Below are 20,921 nucleotides of genomic sequence, written 5' to 3'. Positions count from 1 at the left end.
TTATTTCCAGCTAATAGTGATTTCGGCATTGCCGGGTATTAAATATTCAAAGTGGCCGCCTTTGATTTTTTTTCCGTCGATAGGCTTCTGATTAACACGCACTTCTACCCCTGGTAATTTGCCAGGACCACTCTTAACCACCATCAGGCGGCAGTCGATGCGATTATCGCCCGCCATGCGGACATGAAGATAATCTTGCTTCCTGGTGGTAAATCGGTAAACAGGATAATCAGTGAAGACCATGAAAGGCTGATCAGGTATACGGATATAGTGGCGCGGCAAGATACCGAAAGCGTTGCCTGCCCCATATACTTCCTGACCTACCTGCCCTGATTTTTCCCAGCCGTCGTGTAAATCCTCAAGCGCGATCCACAGGTTCGGATCAACCTCTCCTATTTTGGGCTTTTCCTGGAGCATTTCTTTTGGAAGCATTGTTGGGTAATAATAAGCGGCTCGGTCTACAAGGTAACGGACATATTCGGTTATCAGGAGGCGTACTGATGGTAAAATCTCAATATCCTGGGCGTGGCGGAGGTAGTCATGCAGCGCGCAGAACACTTCCTGCTCTTCGTATACTGCCGTATAAGGAGCATCATTAAGCGGGAACAATGCAAAAAATGTCGGAAAGTTTTTTCCATAGCCATAATCACAGTCCCACAGCTTCACGTTGTTAAACACACCGGCCAGGCACAGGTAACTAAGCTCGCGGTAAATTTCTTTTCTGGTGATTTTATATAAGCGCAGCATTGCACCAGCTGAAAAGGCGGTATTGTTGGCCTGGTAGAACAGGTCGAAACCCTGGCCGCGCAAATGCATAGCGGCTTTTTCCGCTTCGGTTAAATAGCGTTTTTCGCCCGTAAGCTCCCAGGCCTGCAGCATGACATGGGCATATAAACCGGGCACATCCTTTTCACCTCCTTTGCCTGGCTGCGTTTCGGCTTTCACTACCTCAAGGGTATCTACTTTATAAAAAACCGGCCATTTGTAATTAAAATGATGCGCCACCCGTATCGAAAATTCCAAAGAATCTAAAAAGAGTTTGCTGGCAACCTTATCGCCTTTCAGCGCAAGGCGAGACAGGTTTAACAAAGGGTGGTGCAGGTACCAGGAATCCATAACCAGCGGTTGTTTTTGCTCCTCCTCACCTTCCAACGTATCGGCTGCTTTTGGGTGCCAGCGCATTATGGTGCCGTATTTTTCACTATAGAATGATGGCAAGCCGGCTTTAACTTTTTTCATTACTTCCAGTTCCGCGCCGCTCCATTCCACATAATCAAGTAAAGGAAGCAGTACCGCCAGTTGCACCATGATTTCGGGAGGAGTGACATAGTCTGATACATAGGCGTTAAAATAATGATGACCATCAAGTTGTACCCAGCAGCCCGGGCTGTCTATCAGGTCCTTTAGTCCTTTGCCAAGTATGTCGGGCCAATGGATATAATTCGTTGCCGGTTTGGGTAAAGCCAGGTAAACTTCAGCCAGCAGGTTGAGATATTGCCGAACCATAGCCGCCTCATCAGCAGGCACTTCTTCCGAAAAAACAATAAAGGCATCACTCAAAGTATAGCTTTTACCTGCTGCCAGCGGTTTATTTTTAATGGTGGGCGGCAGGGCAAAGCCAATTTCAGGCCATTCACCGCCTACACTGTCCGCCGCGGAGGTTTCGGTTTGCTGGTTGTAACCGGCCAACGCGGTTAGGTTTTGCAGGTATAATACTGAACCCGCTTTTGGCCGGTTCATGCTAAAATAGAGCTGTCCCGAACGTGTACCCACCTGCCTGGTATGTATTTCTCCTTCTGCCATGCTTTCACTTCCCCCGGAGCCAAGCGGTACAATGTCGCGCGGCCAGTAAGGGAACAATAAGGTGGAGGCAGGCGTTAACCTGGTGGTGTAATGAAGTACGGGCCGGTTTTCTGTGGGTAGCGTCAAAACAACTTCGTAGTCGCCCAGTAACGAGCCAATCTTCAATCGCACGTCGTTTTTCCTTTCTTTTAGTGTGATCTGTAACCGGTCGTTTGGTGAATAGGCCAACCGGAAAGCAATCTGGCTGCTATTTGGCCATCCGGCCACCAGCCAGCAGCTGTCCCCAAGGTCATATATTTTAAAATCATAACTGCCTGCTGTGGTTTTATATACCGGAATAAGGTCAGGCAAATGCAGGGCGGCTTTGGTATTCCTGAGCCAGGGTGATGCGTTCATAGGTTTAAATCGATTAACAATTAAAAAAATCGCTGAAAAATATCTTTTAAATGATAATTAAAACATCGCTTGCTGTTTTAAGTTTTAATTATAAAACTATCAGTCTATGAAAAAGTTAATTACACCACTATTCTTAAGCCTTTGCCTGTTATTGAGCAGCTGTGATGCCATTGTCGGTATTTTTAAAGCCGGTGCTGCCGTGGGCATTTTCGCGGTAATCGTCGTTATCGCGGTCATCATCTGGGTTATCTCATTGTTTCGCGGCCGCAGCAATTAACAGGTAAATCATGGAAAAAGAGCTGCAGAATTTCAAGATCGCCCGTTTCGCGCTTAATGCCCGCTATGATGACATCGGTGAAGCCTCCGTCGAACAACTGAAACGCCATCTGCTTGACGCTTTGGGGTCGCTGATCCACGCCGGTAACAAACGTGCCATCCAAAAATTATTGAGGCAATTGCAGGTTATGGGCGAAGGCGGCAAATGCAAAGTGCCGCTTATTGAAAACTTACCCTACGACCGGGCGGCACAATTGTATACAGCGCTTATCCGTTATCCGGATTTTATGGATAATTTTATGGGCAAAGAAGCTACCTGCCATCCCAGTGATAATATTGGGCCGCTGCTGGCGGTAGCACAGTTTGGGCCGGTATCAGGTAAGGATTTCCTTGCTGCTATGGCCGTGGCTTACCAGATAGAATGCCGCCTCGTACTGGAAATCCCGGTCATGAAAGAAGGTATCGACCATACCTTGCTTTTAGGCTACTCGATGACAGCCGGAATTGCCCGCCTGTTAAACCTGACTGAAGAACAAACAGCTCATGCACTGGGCATTACCGGCACTTCAATAAGCCCGATGGTAAGCAGCCGGGCATCATATACCTATGAGTGGAAAGGGTTTGCATCTTCCCTGGATGCGCTGAACTGCGTTAACATCTGTTTCCTGGCCCGAGAAGGGATGACCGGCCCGGTGGCCATTTTTGAAGGCCCTAAGGGCTTTGATGATGTGTTTGGCATGAAGCTGGATTATGACTGGGATAGTGAGACCTTTGAACTGCTACCACGCTGCGTACTGAAGAAATATAATGTAGAAGTACATGCGCAAGCCACACTGGAAACCCTTGACCAGCTGCGCAAACAGCAGCAGGTTAATCCGGAAGAGATTGAAAGCGTCGAACTTACCACATTTTTAACTGCCTATCACATCATAGGATCCGGTGCTTACGGCAACCGGCAAATTGTGGAAACAAAGGAACAGGCTGATCACAGTTTATTTTATGCTGCCGCAGTGCTCCTGCTCGATGGCGAAGTTTATCCCGAACAATATGAGCCGGAAAGAATTAAAAATAACGATGTACAGCAATTGCTAAAGAAAGTGAAAGTAAGTACGGGTTTCCCACTGCATCAACCGCTGGTAGTTGCCGGTATCCTTGATCCTTATACCGTTGCATATCCCGATAAAATGAAAACCAAGGTGGAGATCAGCATGAAAAACGGCCAAACCCTAACCAGGGAACAGGAAGATTACCATGGCTTTTTTACCCGTCCGTTTACATGGAATGATACGATTGAAAAATTTCGGCGGCTGAGCAACAATATTATTTCCGCAGAGATGCAGGAGCAACTGATCGGCATCGTTCGTAACCTCGAAAACCTCCCCGAAATTTCAACCTTAATTAACCTGCTGGCTGCTATATAAAAAAGAATTATTTGAGCCGCTATGGTAACTGCAGGGCCATGGCACAGCCGGAGATTTACCGCATGGCACCGATCAAGCGGCAAAATGACGCACATGATTAACAAGTTCATTCACATCAAAAGGCTTAGCCAGATAATCATTGGCCCCGCATTGTTTCTCGTGCATCGTATGCAACCCGTGACTTGCCGAAACAATGATTATAGGTATATCCTGCATACCCGGATCATTTTTCAAATGTTTACAAATATCGCGGCCATCCATATCGCCCAGCATAACATCCAGCAACACAACATCTGGTCGTAAGGTCTGTATCGCTTCAAGGACGCCATGACCGTTATCCAGTTCGGTCACCGCATATCCCTCCATTTCCAGGATCAGGTGCATTAATTCACGAATGTCCTTATCATCATCAACAACCAGGACTCTTTTCTGATAAGAGGCAATCATTATAGTTCTAAAAGCTACGTTTTAACATATTAACATAGCTCTTTTTGCACAAACATCATGCCCTGATATCGGAGGATGATTGAAGAATAAGTAAACATCCCATCGTCTGGCCTGTTTAAAACAGCTTTAAACAGCCACCAACTCTTCGTTTTCTATCGGCACGGTAAAATAGAACGTACTTCCGATCCCGGCCTTACTTTCAAACCATATGGTGCCATTGTTTCTTTCCACAAGCTCTTTACATAATAACAACCCCAGACCGCTCCCCTTTTCACTGGCTGTGCCAAAAGTGGTATATGAGGTATACTTGTTAAATATTTTTGATTGCGCTTCTTCGGGAATACCTTTCCCGTTGTCCCGAACCTTCAGTATCGCAAAGGCCTCGCTTTTTTCCGCGGTTACGGTAACATGATCACCCGCTTTTGAAAACTTTACGGCATTCTCCAATAAGTTCTTGATCACAATATCAATCATAGTTTCATCTCCGAATACCATCACGGGCTCAGCTATCTCCTCACTTGTTACTACCACTTTCTTTTCAGCGGCCCGCTGTTTCAGCAGCATAACATTTTGATCAATTAACTTTCGCACATCAAAACCGGCAGGATTGGGCTGGATTCCGTCCAACTGACTTTTTGCCCAGTATAGCAGGTTTTCCACTAAGCTTGAGGTTATTATCAGGGTCTCATCTATTTTTTCAATCCAATAATCGCTTTCTTCTTCCGACAGGCTTTTTTCCTTTACTATATCCATCATATGACTGATGGTATGGATCGGTCCCCTTAAATCGTGCCCGATAATTGAAAACAGGCGGTCCTTTACGTGTACAAGTTCTTCGAGGTGAAGATTTTGCTCAGATATGTTTTTATTTTGCAGAGCCAGTTGCTCACTGAGCTTCTTTTTTTGCATGTAATTTCTGAGCAGGATAAAAGCGAGCAATACTAAAAGTATGGTGCCCGCAGTTAAAATATCCCGCTTCAGACTTACTTTTTCCAGCTCTTTTTGACCTATAATTTTATTTTTATTTAGCAAATCAATTTGCCGTTCCTTTTTTTCCAGCTCGTAAGCAGACTGCATATTCCTGATAGTTTTCAGTCTTTGTTCGGTTTTCAAGCTATCGTTCAAAGCAACTTCAAGGTTCCGGTAATATAGGGCCTGTTCGTAATTACCCATTTTCTGATGAGTTAAGTATAATACGTTATAGGCGGTTTGAATGAGTTCAACAATACCTGATCTCCTGCTTTCGTCAAGCCCTTTTTGTGCATACAGCATACTCGAATTGTATTTACCTGTATAATAAGATGTAAGTGCCAGGCCGGTATGGCAGTAAGCAACATCTTCGTCGTCGCCTGCATTTTGCGCAATATCAAGCGCCTTATTTAAATAACCCTCGGCAAGCCGGTATTCTTTCTTCGTAATATAATTTTCGGCAATATTGTACATTGCGGCGGCAGTAAAAACCGGGTCCTTTACCTTTTTTGCTATAACCAAAGCCTTTAAGTTATAAGCAATTGCCGAGTCTGACAATCCTTTTTTCTTAAATATCTCGCCAATATTCACCAACGGGCTAAACGTTCCTTCATGCGCGGGGTCGTTTTGCTTCATAGCTATCTTATAAGCCTTCTGACTGTAATAAAGCGCTTTCGAATAATCTTCCATTGAGGTGTACAGGCCGGCGATATTATTATACTCATTTCCGCTTAACCCTTCCATGCCCAGTTTTTCACTAATGCGCAGGCACTGTAAATGACTGTTAAGAGCTTCGGGCCATCTTCCTTTGTACCCGAAGGCTACCCCTTCTGCGAGATATGCCAGTGCAATACCTTTTTCATAATGGATTTTTTTTGCAAGATCAAGGGATTTTTGTGCCATCAGCAGCGCGCTGTCGGCATTCCTGCTCCAATACAACCTTGAAATAGAGTAATAGATCTTTACCCGGTCGGTGTCGTGCTTTGCTTTATCGAGATTTTTTATTTGCGTATTTATGTTATTGGTTTGGGCACGACATGCAGAAGTACTGATAATTATATTTCCAATACAAGCCAGGATACCATGCATGATAATACACAGCGTATATAAACGAAGTTTGCGAATCGTTGCCAAGCCGAACATTGATATGTTTTCTAAATGTTTATATAATGCCTTTATTCCCTGACACTTTAAGGCCTGCTCAACACTCCCGCGTGTTAACGACCGAAGGCATGCTGCTTTTTGTACAGGCGGATAGCTGTGAGAATAAGAACTAATATGAATATATAAATAATCCAGGTATCCAACGGACAATTATTATCCAGCGGGTCGCTGTCATCACACGGTGCGCCCGGATCATCAGCAAACAGCAAAATGGGGCTTATAACCAGGTAAAAAGTCAATAATATCCTACTGACCCGATAGATTGTTTTGCAGAGGTAAAATTTCATTTTTTATTAAATTTTTTAATTCCAATCAGCCTTTTGGTTGCCTTGTCCGAAATCTCAACAATGTAGTTTCCGGGCAGCAGACTGCCTACGTTCTGTTGTATATTATTGCCATCCGTTTCCCGGTAAAACATTACCTGGCCGGTTATGCCGGTTACCTTAAGTACCACCCTGTCCGGTACATTTCTATTGATCTTAATATAAAGTTCGCTGTTAACTGGATTAGGATAAAGTGTAATTTGCTCATTAATAATACCAGGTGCATTGAAACTTGCCGCTACTATTTTGCTATAGCTGATCGTATTAAAAGCATCATTTTGCTGCAAGCGATAGTAATTGGTTCCTGTTGACGGGAACCTGTCTATATAAGTATAAGATCCGCTGCCATTGCTTAACATTGATGTTAAAAGAACAAATTCCTTAGAGCCGTCCTGCCTTTGCAGTGTAAAGCCCGACAGGTTTCCTTCATGCTCAGTTTTCCAGGTTAACTGAATACCGTCTTTAACCGGGCTTGCCTCAAAACTCAGCAACCGGTAGTTTAATGAACTTTTTTTATGAAATACGATCTCAAACCTGTTTGCGCCGTAGCTGGTTGTATCTGTTTTGTCGATATTGAACGGGTAACGTTTATACTGGCTGAAAAGCAAAGAATCCTTTTTATAATGATCAAGCAGATATATGTCATATCTCGAATCAAGTGATTCAAATCCCGAACCGGAAATTGTATCTGTGGTCGCCGAATTATTAACATTCACAAATAACTTTACCCGGGTAGTGGAATCGATAACATTCATCCTGTTAATGGCGAGCATATTTTGGCTCCTGTATCCGTAGCTGGCCAGTGTCGAAACGTTTCCGATGCCGTTTAACCGGTCTGAATCATAAAAAGGCTCATATTCGTTTTTGGATCCGGGATCAAATAATACCATAATCTCATCCGTATTAACCGAATCAGAGGAGAGTTTCACCCGCATTAACTGGGGCCTGGCTAATGCCTGGCCTTTTTTGCTCATCAACATGTAAAGGGTACTCCCCAGGGAACTGGGTTGCACTGTTGTTTTGGCAACTTCATTAAAAGTCAATGAAGCCGAGGTTGTGGTAGCCTGCACAAAAAAGCCTTGTCCGCTGGCAATGTAACGGGTTGCATTATTGGTGCCAATGCCCCCCGGGATCAAAGCGGTATAAGTACCATAATTTTTATTGGTGTAATTAAAAACATATATGGTAGCAGATACACCGGGGCCGTAAATACCGTTTGTTGAACTGCTTTGCGAAAAAGTGTCCCAATCAATAGAAGACGCATATGGATTGCCTACCAGATTATAACCGGTTTGTGCTTTGCTTAAAGTGGTGGCGCTGCTGTTCCACCATAGTTTTACCGGGATGCTGCCCTGGTTAAGTGTGCCAACAGCTACCATTGTTGAAGCATCCGGGTCAATATAACTTCCGCCAAATCGGTATTGTTTATTCAGTGCTGTTGTGGAGGTGACATTGTTAACATTATTTCCGGCATAATATAACATGTAGCCATTACCTACCGGAAGCGTTGTTGTTGCAGTGGTGGTGCCTGTGCCGGTATAATAAGATATTGTATTACCCGAAATGTCTGTTAAGCCTTTAAAATTTCCGGAATTAAAAGTAGTGCTGCTTGCAGGCAGGTTCTCTTTGTATAAATAAACCGTAGAGGCAGCGTTGGTGACAGTAAATCCACCTGTCGTCCCTGTTGGTCCGGCAACAAAAACCCCGGAGAAATTCCCCGAATTGGCGTTCAGATAACTGAGGTTATAAGCACCTGTAGTGGTATTTACCGGGGAAGACAGAAGCCGATAATTGCGGGTATTGGTAGCAATAGTCCCGGCCTTGAAATAACGTTCTGCATATACTGTACCTGTAATGCTGTACCCTGATGGGATAGGATCGACAGAGGCCGTTTGAGAGAAACTGCTTTTGAGTACCATAATAGCCCCGGAGGCAACCGCCAGGTTCCCCTTGGTAATTTTGAGCTCGCTGTAAATATCAAGTGTATCACTATTAACCGTTATTGTTCCACCCGCCGAATTATTCACTTCCATAGTGCCCACATGTGTATACCCTGTAGAGGCTGCACCATTGTAGCTTTGAGCGGCACTGGTCCCATTCCAGGTTATCTTTGATGTATTTAAATTATTCCAATCTATTTTTCCGGTGCCCTGGTTATAAATATTGCACCCAACACTTAAATTTGCCTTAAGGCTTATTGAAGCCGTACCGCTTAAAGTAAGCCCGTATACCGAAGCATCAGAATTAATTGTAATACTTTTGCCTGTTGGAATAATTAAAGTAGCTGTACCGTCAAAAGCAGGTGCCTGATTGGTGGTACCAGCGGTGGTGTTATCCCAGTTGCTGGCATCGGTATAAGTTCCTGTAACGCCTTTATAAGTATAGGTTAGTGCGCCCGGTATACTTGCCGCATTAGTGACATTAACAGAGGTTGTACCAACAGTAGTAAACGTTGCCGGGTTATTTTGATTTACATATTCTGCCTTAAGCCAATCGGCCGTTTTTGCAACATTTGAAACACGCGGTTCATCAATTACCCCGTTAAAATAATAGCTGTTCCCCCCTTCTCCTACTCCAATATAAAAGCTGGTATTAGCAGCAGGATTGACGACCGATAGTAATATTTTATATTGTGTTCCATCAACATATGTACTGAGGGTCGTACCTGTATAAACACTTTGTATATAATGCCATGCGCCGCTGGTAAAAGCAGTTGGATTAGGGATACTAAGCCTGTTTGTGGCAATACCCGATTCCGATTCAGGGATGTCATTAGTATAGATCCCCATTTTATAGCCGCCGCTAAACCCTCCTGTTGCATCCTGGTTTGTCATTACTTTTTGATCAAGACCTGTAGCCCCTAATTTAACCCAGGCAGATAAGGTGAAGGGGCCTGTAACAGATACGGCATTGGTTGTAATTTTTTTGCTCGATCCGTTAAAGCTGTAAGCCGTGCCGATTTTACCGGTAACAAGGTCCGCCGAGGTCATCCCGCTGGCAGTGCCCGTATGCCCTCCCGCGGTACCATCAGCAACCGAACCCGTATAGCTCGATTCATTAAAATGGAATACAGCCAGGTAATTACTTGCCCAGGTATTCGCAAAAAATGCCGTATTGTGTGTTACCGTAGGTGATTTTGAACCGTAATAAAAAGATATGATATTGTTGGTAGCATAAGTTAAAGTAGGGATTTGTACCCAGACCAGCAGGGTTCCCGTGGTTTGGTTGTAGCTTTCAACCTGGTAATATAACTCGCTGCCGCCGCTTACAAATGCAAAATCGTAATTGGGGCCGTTGGGATTTTGCACTTTGTCTGAACATGTATTTGTAATGATCAGGTTATTATCCTGTATGCTGAGTAATGCCGGGAAATTGGTAAGGTTTGATGTAATGCCAAGCGAGGTTGTATTTAATGTGATGGTTTCACCAAAAGCATAATTACCATAGGTACCCAGGTTTACAGTTACATTTTGTGTTGATGACGACGAGCAGCCCGCAGCATTGGTTACAGTCAAAGTAATTGTTTTTGTTCCGGGCGTTGCCCATTGTACCGAAAACGGTCCCTGCCCGGTACCGGTTGAAGGTGTGCCTCCATTAAAATCCCAACTATAAGTTGAAGTTGAGGGGTCTGTCCCTGTATAAGTGACAGTAGCGTTTGAGTTAATGTTTACCGAAGACGTTGCAGTAAATGTTGTTGAAGGCAGTGCATTTACAACTGCGGTTACATTTAACTGCGAGGTACAGCCATTTGAACCGGTTACAGTAAGTACATAGGTGCCTGCATTTGCTGATGTAATATTGCTGATTGTAGGATTTTGAGAGGTAGATGTAAAGCTGCCCGGCCCCGACCATGAGTAGGTAGCGCCGCTTACCGTATTGGCCTGGAAAGCAAGTGTACCGCCGGGGCAAACCGGGGCACTGCCTGCACCGTATAACGTATACACTTGAGCCGCAGTTAACTCGGTTTGATAAACAGCTATGTCATCCAGTGAGCCGTTAAAATAATAACTGGATGGTGCACCTGGCCAACTTGCTAAATTGTCATAAGCAACCCGCCAATAACCTGTGTAAGCTCCTGCTGATGTCATCGTAGGATCACTGGCCTGCAGTGCGCCATCTACATACAGGTTGGCCCCATTTGTAGATGACATAGTTACAACTGCATGGTGCCATGCGCCATCAGCATAGGATGCAGTAGTGTTTATTGTGTTATATGTACTGCCAGGTTTAACCCCAAAGTATAGTTGTCCGCTGCTATTCATATAAATATGACGGTCATAACCAAAAGCACTTGAGCTTAACCCGGTTTGCGACGAACCGAAACCGACCAGCTTACCTCCTGCCGAACTTGTTTTAAACCACACACTGATAGAAAAAGTTTGCGGACTAATTAGTATCAGGCTGGAAGTGGCCATGTATTGACTTGAACCATTAAAACTATAGGCACTGTTTGCTGCTCCATAACGATCAGTAGTAAGTGTGGGAGCATTTTGAGGTATTCCATTATTAAAATTACCAGAGGCGTCATTAGCGTTACCTGTAAACGGATAGGAAAGATATAAGCTGCCTGTAGTGGGCGCAGTTGATATAACGGGTTTGGCATTTACTGTTGCCGTTACGGCGATGCGCGGCGTGCTTGTTGCCCCGTTTTGAGTATAGCTTACATAATAAGTAGTAGTTGCCGATATAGTTGGCGTAGTAAAGGTGGCTCCCGTTCCTAAAGATGAGCCGCCGGTAAGAGCTGCATACCAGTTATATACCCCGCCCGACGGGGAGCTTCCTGAAGCTGAAAGCGTTACAGTGCCCGAACCGCACGTTGAACCGCCGGTACCTGTAGGGGCTGTAGGATTAACCGTAATAGAAAATGTATTACTGGTACCTGCACCACTGGCATTATAGCCCGTAACAATATAATTGGTGGCTGCCATCGCTGCTGTCGGGGTACCGCTGATGCTGCCTGTTGAACTGTTAAAGCTTAATCCGGCAGGTAAAGCCTTGTTTAAAAAAAAGCCGCCGGTTGGCGTAGTTTTGTTTATTTGGTTGGCATAATAGACCGCGGTAAATATGACGCCCTTGCTGTCAACAGCTATCCCCTCAGGATCCGTAAGGGCTTTACTGGTAAGTAACGTACCGCTTTGATTGTAAACATAAACTATATTGGTAGCTGCATTGTCGCCTACATAAAAATTGCCGGCACCATCAATGGTTATGGCTTGCGCTGATGTATACCCGCTAAGAAAAATAGATTGAAATGTGCCGGCCGAATTGTATTTTGTTACATTCCCGGTGCCGTTATTTAATACGTAAATGTTACCCGATGCGTCCACAGCTACTCCAAGTGGAGTGCTTAAATTAGTAGTGGGCAGCGATAGTAACAGTGTACCACTGGTATTGTATTTTTGCACCGTAACAGCGCCCTGATCGGCAATGTAAATATTATCCGAATTGTCGATGGTAATTCCTAATGCATAATTTAAGCTGCTCAGTATGGTAGACTGGTATACGCCACTTGAATTATATTTATATACACTGCCTGTGCCCGGGGTAGCACCCAGGTTCAACACGTAAGCGTTGCCCGATGAATCAAAAACCAGGTCTTTAGGAAGCGACATGGTAGCACCCGTACCAAAGGTACCCAGGTAAGTACCGCTTGAATTATATCTGCTGATGGTGTTGTTACTTGTATTAGTTACATAAATATTGCCGGCCGCGTCGATAGCCATTCCGCGCGGGTTGCTTAAGGTAGCACCCGTAAGCGCTGTCGGCGTACCATAGCCTATCGCGCTAACGCCGTTAGTAACTGAGGGGGTCAAGGTAGTAATGGCTGTGCCAACTGTATAAACATTGGATGAAGTATAGGTAATGATGGGAACAGCGGCAAAAATGTTATTCCCCAGCAATATTAAAACAACCGATAGTAAAAAGTAAGCATGACGCCCTCTCATATTCACAGGTAAAACGTTATTAAATAATATTCTTAATAATATTCAACCTTTATACGGCCAGCCAGATCAATTGGTTTAGTTATTTACAGAAAATCAGTTATTTGAACAAAGTATTATAAGCACGCGATCAACACTTAAACATACGCTCAAATAATATAAAAACTAATCATTCGATTGACGTGCAGGAAAATAAGCAGCGAAAAGATTTCGGCTTTATTGCCCGATGACCGGCGAACAGGAATCGCCTTTATTTTCAAAGATTATTATATGCCGGCGGCTACCCTATGAAGGATAGCCGCCGGCCTTCTTCTTTGCTGACCAAACAATAGTTGGTAACCCTTAAGGTTAGACTTGTAAAAAATAGTTAATCAGGGGAAAGCGAAATAATGGCACCGTAACGGCGGCAACGCATGATCTTCTACAAGACACCTATATTTCAGATTGATACTCAACGTTAAAAGGCATTTTCGGTATCCAGATAAAAGAACATTTATTAAAAAAGTTACACTCCACCGAAACAGATCCGAAATCAACCATCCGCAACCGCACAATCACTGTGCGAAAACGAACGATTCCAAGACACACACACATCGCATTCAATTGACTTACAATAAATTAATCATTTGGCACACATTTAATACATATTCTTGAAGCAGGCCTGTCTGCGCATCGGTGGCTGCCAATTAAACAATCAATTTTATGATCAAAAATTATTTAATAATTGCATGGCGTAACCTTATCAAAAACAAGGTACACTCTGTTATCAATATCGCCGGGCTATCTGTTGGTATGGCAGTAGCTATGCTGATCGGCCTGTGGATATGGGATGAGCTATCCTTTGATAGCAATCATAAAAACCGAGACACTATTGCCCAGGTAATTCAAAATGTAACCAATAACGGGGAAGTGCAAACATGGCAATCAGTTCCGCTGCCCCTGGCCGCGGAACTGCGCAAAAACTACGGAAGCCTTTTTAAGCAAGTGGTGAACAGCGCCGGTTATGGCGATCACATGCTGGCGCTTGACAACAAAAAACTCAACCGTACCGGCATGTTCATGGAACCTAACGGCCCCGAAATGTTTACATTGCAAATGCTGAAAGGCAACCGCAATGCGCTTATCGATCCTTCATCTATCCTGATCTCCGCTTCAACGGCTAAAGCTTATTTTGGCGACAGTGATCCGATCAACAAAACTTTAAAGATTGATAACCATTACAATGCAAAAGTTGGAGGCGTGTTTGAAGACATGCCCTCAAATGCCACATTTGCTGGCCTCAATTTTATCGCGCCCTTTGATATGGGGTTTACTGCCAATGACATCAGATCGATGCGTGAACCATGGCGGCCAAACTTCTGTACGCTATATGTTCAAACTGCCGAAGGCGCCGACCTATCGGTCATCTCATCAACAATAAAAGATGCCAAGCTGCGTAATGTGAGCGCTGTTCTCGCTAAAAAGAAACCTGCGCTGTTCCTGCAGCCCATGAGCAAATGGCATCTTTATGATGAATTTAAGGATGGTAAAAATACAGGCGGCCGTATCCAGTATGTATGGATGTTTGGTATTATTGGCGTATTTGTGTTGCTACTGGCCTGTATCAATTTCATGAACCTGAGCACTGCGCGGTCTGAAAAGCGTGCCCGCGAGGTGGGTATCCGCAAGGCTATCGGCTCGGCCCGGGGCCAGCTGATCTATCAATTCTTCAGTGAATCAGTATTATGTGTATCCTTTGCCTTTGTACTTGCGCTGCTTTTTGTGCAATTGAGTTTGTCTTTTTTTAATGAAGTAGCCGGCAAACAAATAAGTATCCCCTGGACTAACACTTTTTTCTGGCTTATGGGAATAGGCTTTACCTTGTTTACCGGCATAGTGGCAGGTAGCTACCCTGCTTTTTATTTGTCGTCTTTTCAACCTGTAAAGGTACTGAAGGGGGCTTTCCGGGTTGGAAAAATGGCTGCCCTCCCCCGCAAAGCATTGGTAGTGCTGCAATTCACGGTATCTGTTACGCTGATTATAGGTACCATTGTTGTTTTCAGGCAAATACAATTTGCAAAAGACAGGCCTGTGGGTTATACCCGCGACGGGTTATTATCAGTTAACCCGGGTACAGACCAAATCCATAAAAGTTTTGAAGCCGTAAAAGATGAACTTTACAAAACCGGCACGGTGGTTTCCGCAGCAGAGGGAGATGTAAACCCAACACAAACCGCGGGCAGCACCAGTGCCATTGAATGGAAAGATAAAGATCCGAACCTGAGCATAGATTTTCAGCAGAATGGCGTTTCGGCCGGCTACGGAAAAACCGCCGGATGGCAATTCAAGGAGGGACGGGAATTTTCTAAAGATTTTCTGACTGATTCAACAGCGGTAGTCATCAACGAATCCGCCGTGAAGTTTATGGGGATGAAGGACCCTTTAAGAAATAGTATTACTTTTTATGGCGTCACTTTTAAAATCATCGGCGTGATCAAAGATATTATTGTCGATTCGCCATACGGACAGGTGAAGCCATGCGTTTACTTTTTTAATAAAGATGCCGGAGGCGCCGTACTGCTGCGTATTAATCCAAAGGTGAGCGCCGGTACTGCTATAGCAAATATCCAGAGGGTATTTAAACGTTTTAATCCTGAGCAGCCCTTCCAATATACTTTTGTCGACGGGGCCTATGCTCAGAAATTCGGTAACGAGCAGCGCATCGGCAGGCTGGCCGCATTCTTTGCCGGGCTGGCAATCTTTATCAGTTGCCTGGGATTGTTTGGCATGGCTTCCTTTATGGCCGAACAACGTGTTAAAGAAATCGGCGTTCGCAAGGTGCTGGGGGCAACAGTTTTCAACCTTTGGCGGTTATTATCTGCAGATTTCATTAGCCTGGTCATGCTTTCATTACTGTTAGCTACACCGATAGCGTTTTACCTGATGCACAACTGGCTTCAGCATTTTGATTACCGGGCGGGTATATCGGCGTGGATATTTATTATTACCGGTTTTACAGCGCTTGTCATCACACTGCTTACGGTTAGCCTACAGACGATAAAAGCAGCGTTAACAAGCCCGGTAAAGAGCCTAAAAAGCGAATAACCGGAAAATTCCGGTTACGGTATAGTGGGGTGAAGTTAAAAAAAGACCTGTCGTTAATTTTATTTGGCAGGTTTTCGCTAAAACGATAAATGCCGTAATGTTAAATTTTTACTAAGCCGTTATGCTAACCATTAAATTACCTGTTTAAAGATCGCGCGCAATTTGCATTACTTTTTCCGCTTCAATGCGACGATGGATCTCATGCACCATGCTGTCCATTTCCCGCGCGCATTCGCGGAGTTTTGAAAAAATCTCTCTTCGCTCGTTCTCATCTTCGGCCATATCCAGCAGGTTTACCAATCCGAGCATGGTTGCCACAGGCCGCCTGATCTCATGCGAGCTTATCCAAGCAATCTCACGGAGTAAACGGTTCTGCCTGTTAACCTCTTCTTCTTTTTCTTTACGGTAAGTTATATCCTGACAAACGATGATGTAGCCCTGAAAAGCGTTATCTTCATCATATGCAGGGGTTAACTGGGCTGATACCCAAACCGGGGTTCTGTTTTTGGTATAAATGATCGTATCAATACCAAAAGCTTCCCTGGCCTGCTGTTTCCTTAATAACGTTTGAATCACCGGGTCATCGGGATCTGTCAAAAAATCACCCGGCATCTTATTTACCACCTCTTCCATGGCGTAACCGGTCAGCTCTACAAAGGCATTATTTACCCATTGCACCCTGCGCAGATCATCTGTAATAAGCACCATATTATTTACCTGTTTGATGATCCCTGCCAACCGCTTATTTTCCTGGGTGCTGCGTTTAAGGGCATCAATATCTCTTACCGCTCCTATCAGTCGTATCGGTTGCTTCTGTTCGTTATATATAAAATACCCCTGGTCCATTACGTATTTATATTCACCTTTACCGCAATTGAGTCGGTATTCACATTCCCAATTGGTTAAACCGGCACGGCTGATCCTTTCCTGGCTGCTCACTACTTCTTCCATATCATCCGGATGGATCAGCGACCGCCACCATTCCAGTTCATAACTGATTTCGTCGAGCGATATTTGCACCAAATGTGTAAGGCTTGTATTGTATATCAGTTTGTTTTCAACAATATTAAGGTCATAAACAACATCCCTCGTCGCCTGGGCCACCAGTTCGTAACGTTCAACTGCTTCTTTTAACCGTTCGTCTTTAAGCCTGTCTTCGGTAATGTCGGCGAAGTATACGGCAACACCTTCATCAGTAGGATAAGCAGCCATCCTGAGCCAGCGCTGCAGGATAACCGAATAATCTTCGTGCCTTACAATAACCCTTTCTTCAAGCGCTTTATGGTAAACATGATAAAACTTATTTTCGGCTTTAGGAAAAAACTCAAAAATACTTGCACCAATAATCTGGCTTCTGTCTGTTTTAACCATCTCCCGAAAGATGTCGTTTATCCGGGTTATCTTCATTTGGCGGTCGAGCTCAAAAAAGCAATCGGTAATACTGTTCAGCGTATGCTCAAAGCTATACTGATACCGATTACGCTCCATTTCCAATTGCTTGAGCTCAGTAATATCCTGTAGCGAACCTGCTATCTTAAGTTCCTGCTCCCCGGTGCTTTCCACGCGGGCAAGCTGGCGGATATAACGGGTTGTGCCATCCAGAGCAGTGATGCGGTGCGTTACGTCAAGTTGTTTACCGGTACTGATGAGCTCATGCAAAGCGTTGATCATCAGCGGCCGGTCTTCCGGAAAAATGTGATTTACATAAATATCGAATGCTTCGCGCCCATCCCGCTTCAAACCTGCGATGCGATAAACTTCGTCTGACCATATCAGCTTGTTTTCACGGGGGTAGAATTCCCATCCGGCCACCCGCGACAACAACTGGGTTTCACTAAGCTTGTGTTTTTCTTCTAAAAGCTCCTGGTTTACTTTTTCAAGGGCTTGCTCAAATGCTACCCGTTCGGTCATGTCACGAGCCATAACCATGATATGGGGCTTTTTATTGAACCAGATTTTATGCGAGGTAATATTTACATAAATCAGTTGCCCGTCCTTTTTAATGTGACGCCAGGTACCGCTATCATTGAGCTTACTGTCTACCCGATCGGACGAAGCAATCACATTCTCCCGGTCTTCCAAAGGCCTGATATCCAATATTGTCCGTTGCCTGAACTCCTCCGCACTGTAGCCATAAACCGCAATTGCGGCATCGTTTACCGAAATGAAACGGAGTGTCCCCGGCTCGTAAATCCACATTGGGTTTGGATTGGATTCATACATGCTCCGGTATTGCTTTTCGCTCTGTTTCAACCTTCGTTCTTCTGACCTGATCAAAACGTAAAGAGCAATTGCTGTAACCATCACAAACAGGCACCCCTTTCCTAAACTCAGCCACAGGTATTGGTGGGGGCTAAGTATTCCTTCGAAATAAAACAACAGCCGGTCACTGAACAGGATCCACAGCAGGCTAATCAACAAATAAGCAAAGGCAATTCCGAACGCCCCTTTTCTCATATATAGTCAGTAAAATCAATAAAGTTGTTAAACGTTATTGTTAATTAGTAAGTTACCAATTAAAAAAATTAAGCCCCTGAATTAAAATTAAACCGTTGTATAAATAGCAAGCACCAAATAATTGTAACATCTATGTTACCTTCGATATTTATTACCGGTAACGCCAAACCATCCCTTTGGTTTTTTTCGTAAAAACATAAATTATTGTATACCACTTAACATCATTGATACCCGGTATCTCCATGCGACTGAACTTTACCCGCAATTTACAGCTCGGCTACGGGTTTTCGATATTGATCCTGCTGATCGTCGGATTCTTTTCCTATAATACGATTAATAATTTGCTAAATAGCAATAACGCTGTTGGCCACAGCACGCTGGTGATCCAGAAGCTTGAACAAGCTATTTCATCGATGAAAGATGCAGAAACAGGGCAGCGTGGCTTTCTGCTTACCGGCAAAACCGCCTTCTTAGGCCCTTATAAGGGTGCCTATCTCAAAACACAGCGCCTGATTAGTGAGGTAAGTGCCTTAACCGCCGATAACGCTCTGCAGCAAGCCAACCTGGGAAGCATTCAAGCGATACTAACCCGGCGAATGGCCATCCTGGAACAACTTGTTTCAAAAAAACAACATCAACAGGTTGTTTCCACAGCCGATCTGGAAGAAGGAAGATCTGCCATGGATGCATTGCGCCTTGCCGTTGACCATGCAGAAGATACCGAAAGCAAACTATTGGACGAACGCAGGGCGGTTTTGGAACGTTATACCTTTGTTGCTCCTGCAGCCATAATCGCAATGCTCATACTCGCCGTTGTGATCGCCTCTCTGTCATATATTAGTGCAATTCGGGATGTAAAGGTAAAAGAACGCCTGCAGCAGGAACTGGAGGTGAAAGAACAGGAGACCGCGGCTTTTAACGAGGAGCTTACCGCGGCTAATGAAGAGATCAGCACAACAAACGAGGAACTCCTCTCAATCAATGGGGAGCTTTTGGAGGCACAGCAGGCACTTTCACGGATGAACGGATCGCTGGAGGAACTGGTAGCATCACGCACTAAATCCCTTGCAGAAAGTGAAGAGGAAACGCAAGCTCTTAATGAGGAGCTTACCGCGATTAACGAAGAACTTGCGGCATCAAACGAAGAAATGCTGGCAAGTAATGAGGAACTACAAAAAAGCAGGGACGAAATACAAAAGAAGGAGCAGTTATTCCGTTCTATCGCCGTCAATATTCCCCGCTCGCTGATCCTCGTTATTGACAGAGAACATAACCTGATAACGATGGAAGGTGAACTGATGCAAAAATTAGGGTACAATGGAGATAGTTATGCAGGTTTACATATGGCCGAACTTAACTCTCCGGAGCGATATGCCATAACCAGGGAATATTATGAGCGGATGTTGAACGGTGAGCAGATAAGGACCGAACTTAAAAGCACCGGCGGCCACGATCTGCAGGTAGATTTTGTACCATTAACAGATGAACGGGAAATGGTGTATGCCGGACTGGTGATCGCGCTTGACATATCCGACCAGAAAAAAGCAGAGGAACGCAGTGCCAAACTGGCCGCCATCGTAGAATCATCAGATGATGCGATAATAGGCAAATCGCTGGAGGGAACGGTCACCAGCTGGAACAAATCGGCAGAAAGGATCTTTGGTTATCCGGCCTCCGAAATGATAGGACAGTCTATTCTTAAGCTGGTTCCGGAAGACCGACAGGATGAGGAACCGCAGATCATAGCCCGCTTGAAAAACGGGGAACGCATGGAGCATTTTGAGACAAAAAGGCTGGCGAACGGTGGTCGTGTCCTGGACGTATCCCTAACCATTTCGCCTATACGCGACAAACACGGAAAAATCACCGGGGTTTCCAAGATCGCCAGGGATATTTCGGAACAGAAACAGGACGAGCTGCGAAAAAATGATTTTATAGGCATGGTGAGCCATGAACTTAAAACCCCGTTAACGTCGCTGATGGCGCTGATCCAGGTAGCTAATCTCAAATTGAAAAATAATCCTGATAGTTTTCTCGCGGGCGCTATGGAAAAGGCGGAGATCCAGGCGAAGAGAATGAGCAGCATGATCAACGGTTTCCTGAATATATCGCGCCTGGAATCGGGTAAAATCGCCATTAATAAAGAATTATTTGATCTGAACCTGCTGATCAGGGAGGTTGTAGAGGAATACGGGCTCACTGTTTCCACTCATATTATTCACATTGATATCAGTAATCACGTACAGGTTAATGCCGACCGGGAAAAAATCGGCTCGGTGATTTCCAACCTGATTAGCAACGCCGTTAAATACTCGCCCAAACGCGGGAAGATTGAAGTGAAATGCGCTCCGGTCAATGGCTTTGCCCAGGTTAGCATAAAAGATGAGGGGATGGGGGTTAATGCCCAGGACCTGCCGAGGATCTTTGACCGTTATTATCGGGTTGAAAGTAACCAAACCCGTCATATTTCAGGTTTTGGTATAGGGCTTTATTTAAGTGCCGAGATCGTCCGCCGGCACGAAGGACAGATCTGGGCAGAAAGCGAAAGCGGTACAGGATCTGTTTTTCACTTCAGTTTACCGCTGGCTTAAACCGGGCATCATTACGGGTAACCGGGGATTTTTTATTAATTTACCTAT

The 20,921-nt window shown here is 44.6% G+C and carries 10 protein-coding genes; 4 read left to right on the top strand and 6 right to left on the bottom strand.

The features are described from left to right. Complete coding sequence (locus tag FHW88_RS07395; protein WP_176624284.1) at positions 1-2,199, bottom strand: hypothetical protein; 2,199 nt, start codon at positions 2,197-2,199, stop codon at positions 1-3. Between the two features lie 106 nt (positions 2,200-2,305). On the opposite strand from FHW88_RS07395, the gene FHW88_RS07390 reads away from it, so the two are divergent. Both FHW88_RS07390 and FHW88_RS07385 read left to right on the top strand, forming a co-directional pair. Then, positions 2,306-2,476 carry a hypothetical protein gene (locus FHW88_RS07390; protein ID WP_176624282.1) on the top strand — a complete coding sequence of 57 codons (171 nt, stop codon included), beginning with the start codon at positions 2,306-2,308 and terminating at the stop codon, positions 2,474-2,476. A 10-nt stretch (positions 2,477-2,486) separates the two neighbouring features. Further along, the gene (locus FHW88_RS07385; RefSeq protein ID WP_176624280.1) at positions 2,487-3,896 is read left to right on the top strand and encodes an MmgE/PrpD family protein; all 1,410 of its coding nucleotides are present in this window, start codon (positions 2,487-2,489) and stop codon (positions 3,894-3,896) included. Between the two features lie 72 nt (positions 3,897-3,968). On the opposite strand, the gene FHW88_RS07380 is transcribed toward FHW88_RS07385, so the two are convergent. From FHW88_RS07380 to FHW88_RS07365, 4 genes are all read right to left on the bottom strand, one after another. Further along, on the bottom strand, positions 3,969-4,343 hold the full coding sequence (locus tag FHW88_RS07380; protein WP_176624278.1) for a PleD family two-component system response regulator: 375 nt from the start codon (positions 4,341-4,343) through the stop codon (positions 3,969-3,971). Positions 4,344-4,469: 126 nt separating this feature from the next. After that, positions 4,470-6,401, bottom strand: coding sequence for a tetratricopeptide repeat-containing sensor histidine kinase (locus FHW88_RS07375; protein WP_176624276.1), 1,932 nt, complete (start codon positions 6,399-6,401; stop codon positions 4,470-4,472). 128 nt (positions 6,402-6,529) lie between these two features. After that, positions 6,530-6,763 (bottom strand): hypothetical protein, encoded by a 234-nt coding sequence (locus FHW88_RS07370; RefSeq protein WP_090525102.1) that lies wholly within the window; start codon positions 6,761-6,763, stop codon positions 6,530-6,532. Then, complete coding sequence (locus FHW88_RS07365; RefSeq protein ID WP_176624274.1) at positions 6,760-12,744, bottom strand: DUF2341 domain-containing protein; 5,985 nt, start codon at positions 12,742-12,744, stop codon at positions 6,760-6,762. Before FHW88_RS07365 ends, FHW88_RS07370 begins: the two co-directional genes overlap by 4 nt. A gap of 699 nt (positions 12,745-13,443) precedes the next feature. On the opposite strand from FHW88_RS07365, the gene FHW88_RS07360 reads away from it, so the two are divergent. Continuing rightward, entirely contained in the window at positions 13,444-15,825 is a 2,382-nt protein-coding gene (locus FHW88_RS07360) for an ABC transporter permease (RefSeq protein ID WP_176624272.1), read from the top strand. 144 nt (positions 15,826-15,969) lie between these two features. Here the strand turns inward: FHW88_RS07360 and FHW88_RS07355 are convergent, their stop codons facing one another. Further along, positions 15,970-18,282: a PAS domain S-box protein gene (locus FHW88_RS07355; RefSeq protein WP_090525095.1), complete on the bottom strand. Its 2,313-nt coding sequence runs from the start codon at positions 18,280-18,282 to the stop codon at positions 15,970-15,972. A gap of 242 nt (positions 18,283-18,524) precedes the next feature. Here FHW88_RS07355 and FHW88_RS07350 point away from each other — a divergent pair, with 242 nt between their 5' ends. Further along, entirely contained in the window at positions 18,525-20,873 is a 2,349-nt protein-coding gene (locus FHW88_RS07350) for a PAS domain S-box protein (protein WP_176624271.1), read from the top strand. Positions 20,874-20,921 lie beyond the last annotated feature (48 nt).

The organism is Mucilaginibacter sp. SG538B (assembly GCF_013376065.1).
In the GTDB taxonomy this organism is placed as follows: Bacteria; Bacteroidota; Bacteroidia; order Sphingobacteriales; family Sphingobacteriaceae; genus Mucilaginibacter; species Mucilaginibacter rubeus.
Note: the sequence above shows the minus strand (reverse complement) of the source record. Positions and strands in the feature narration are given on the sequence as shown.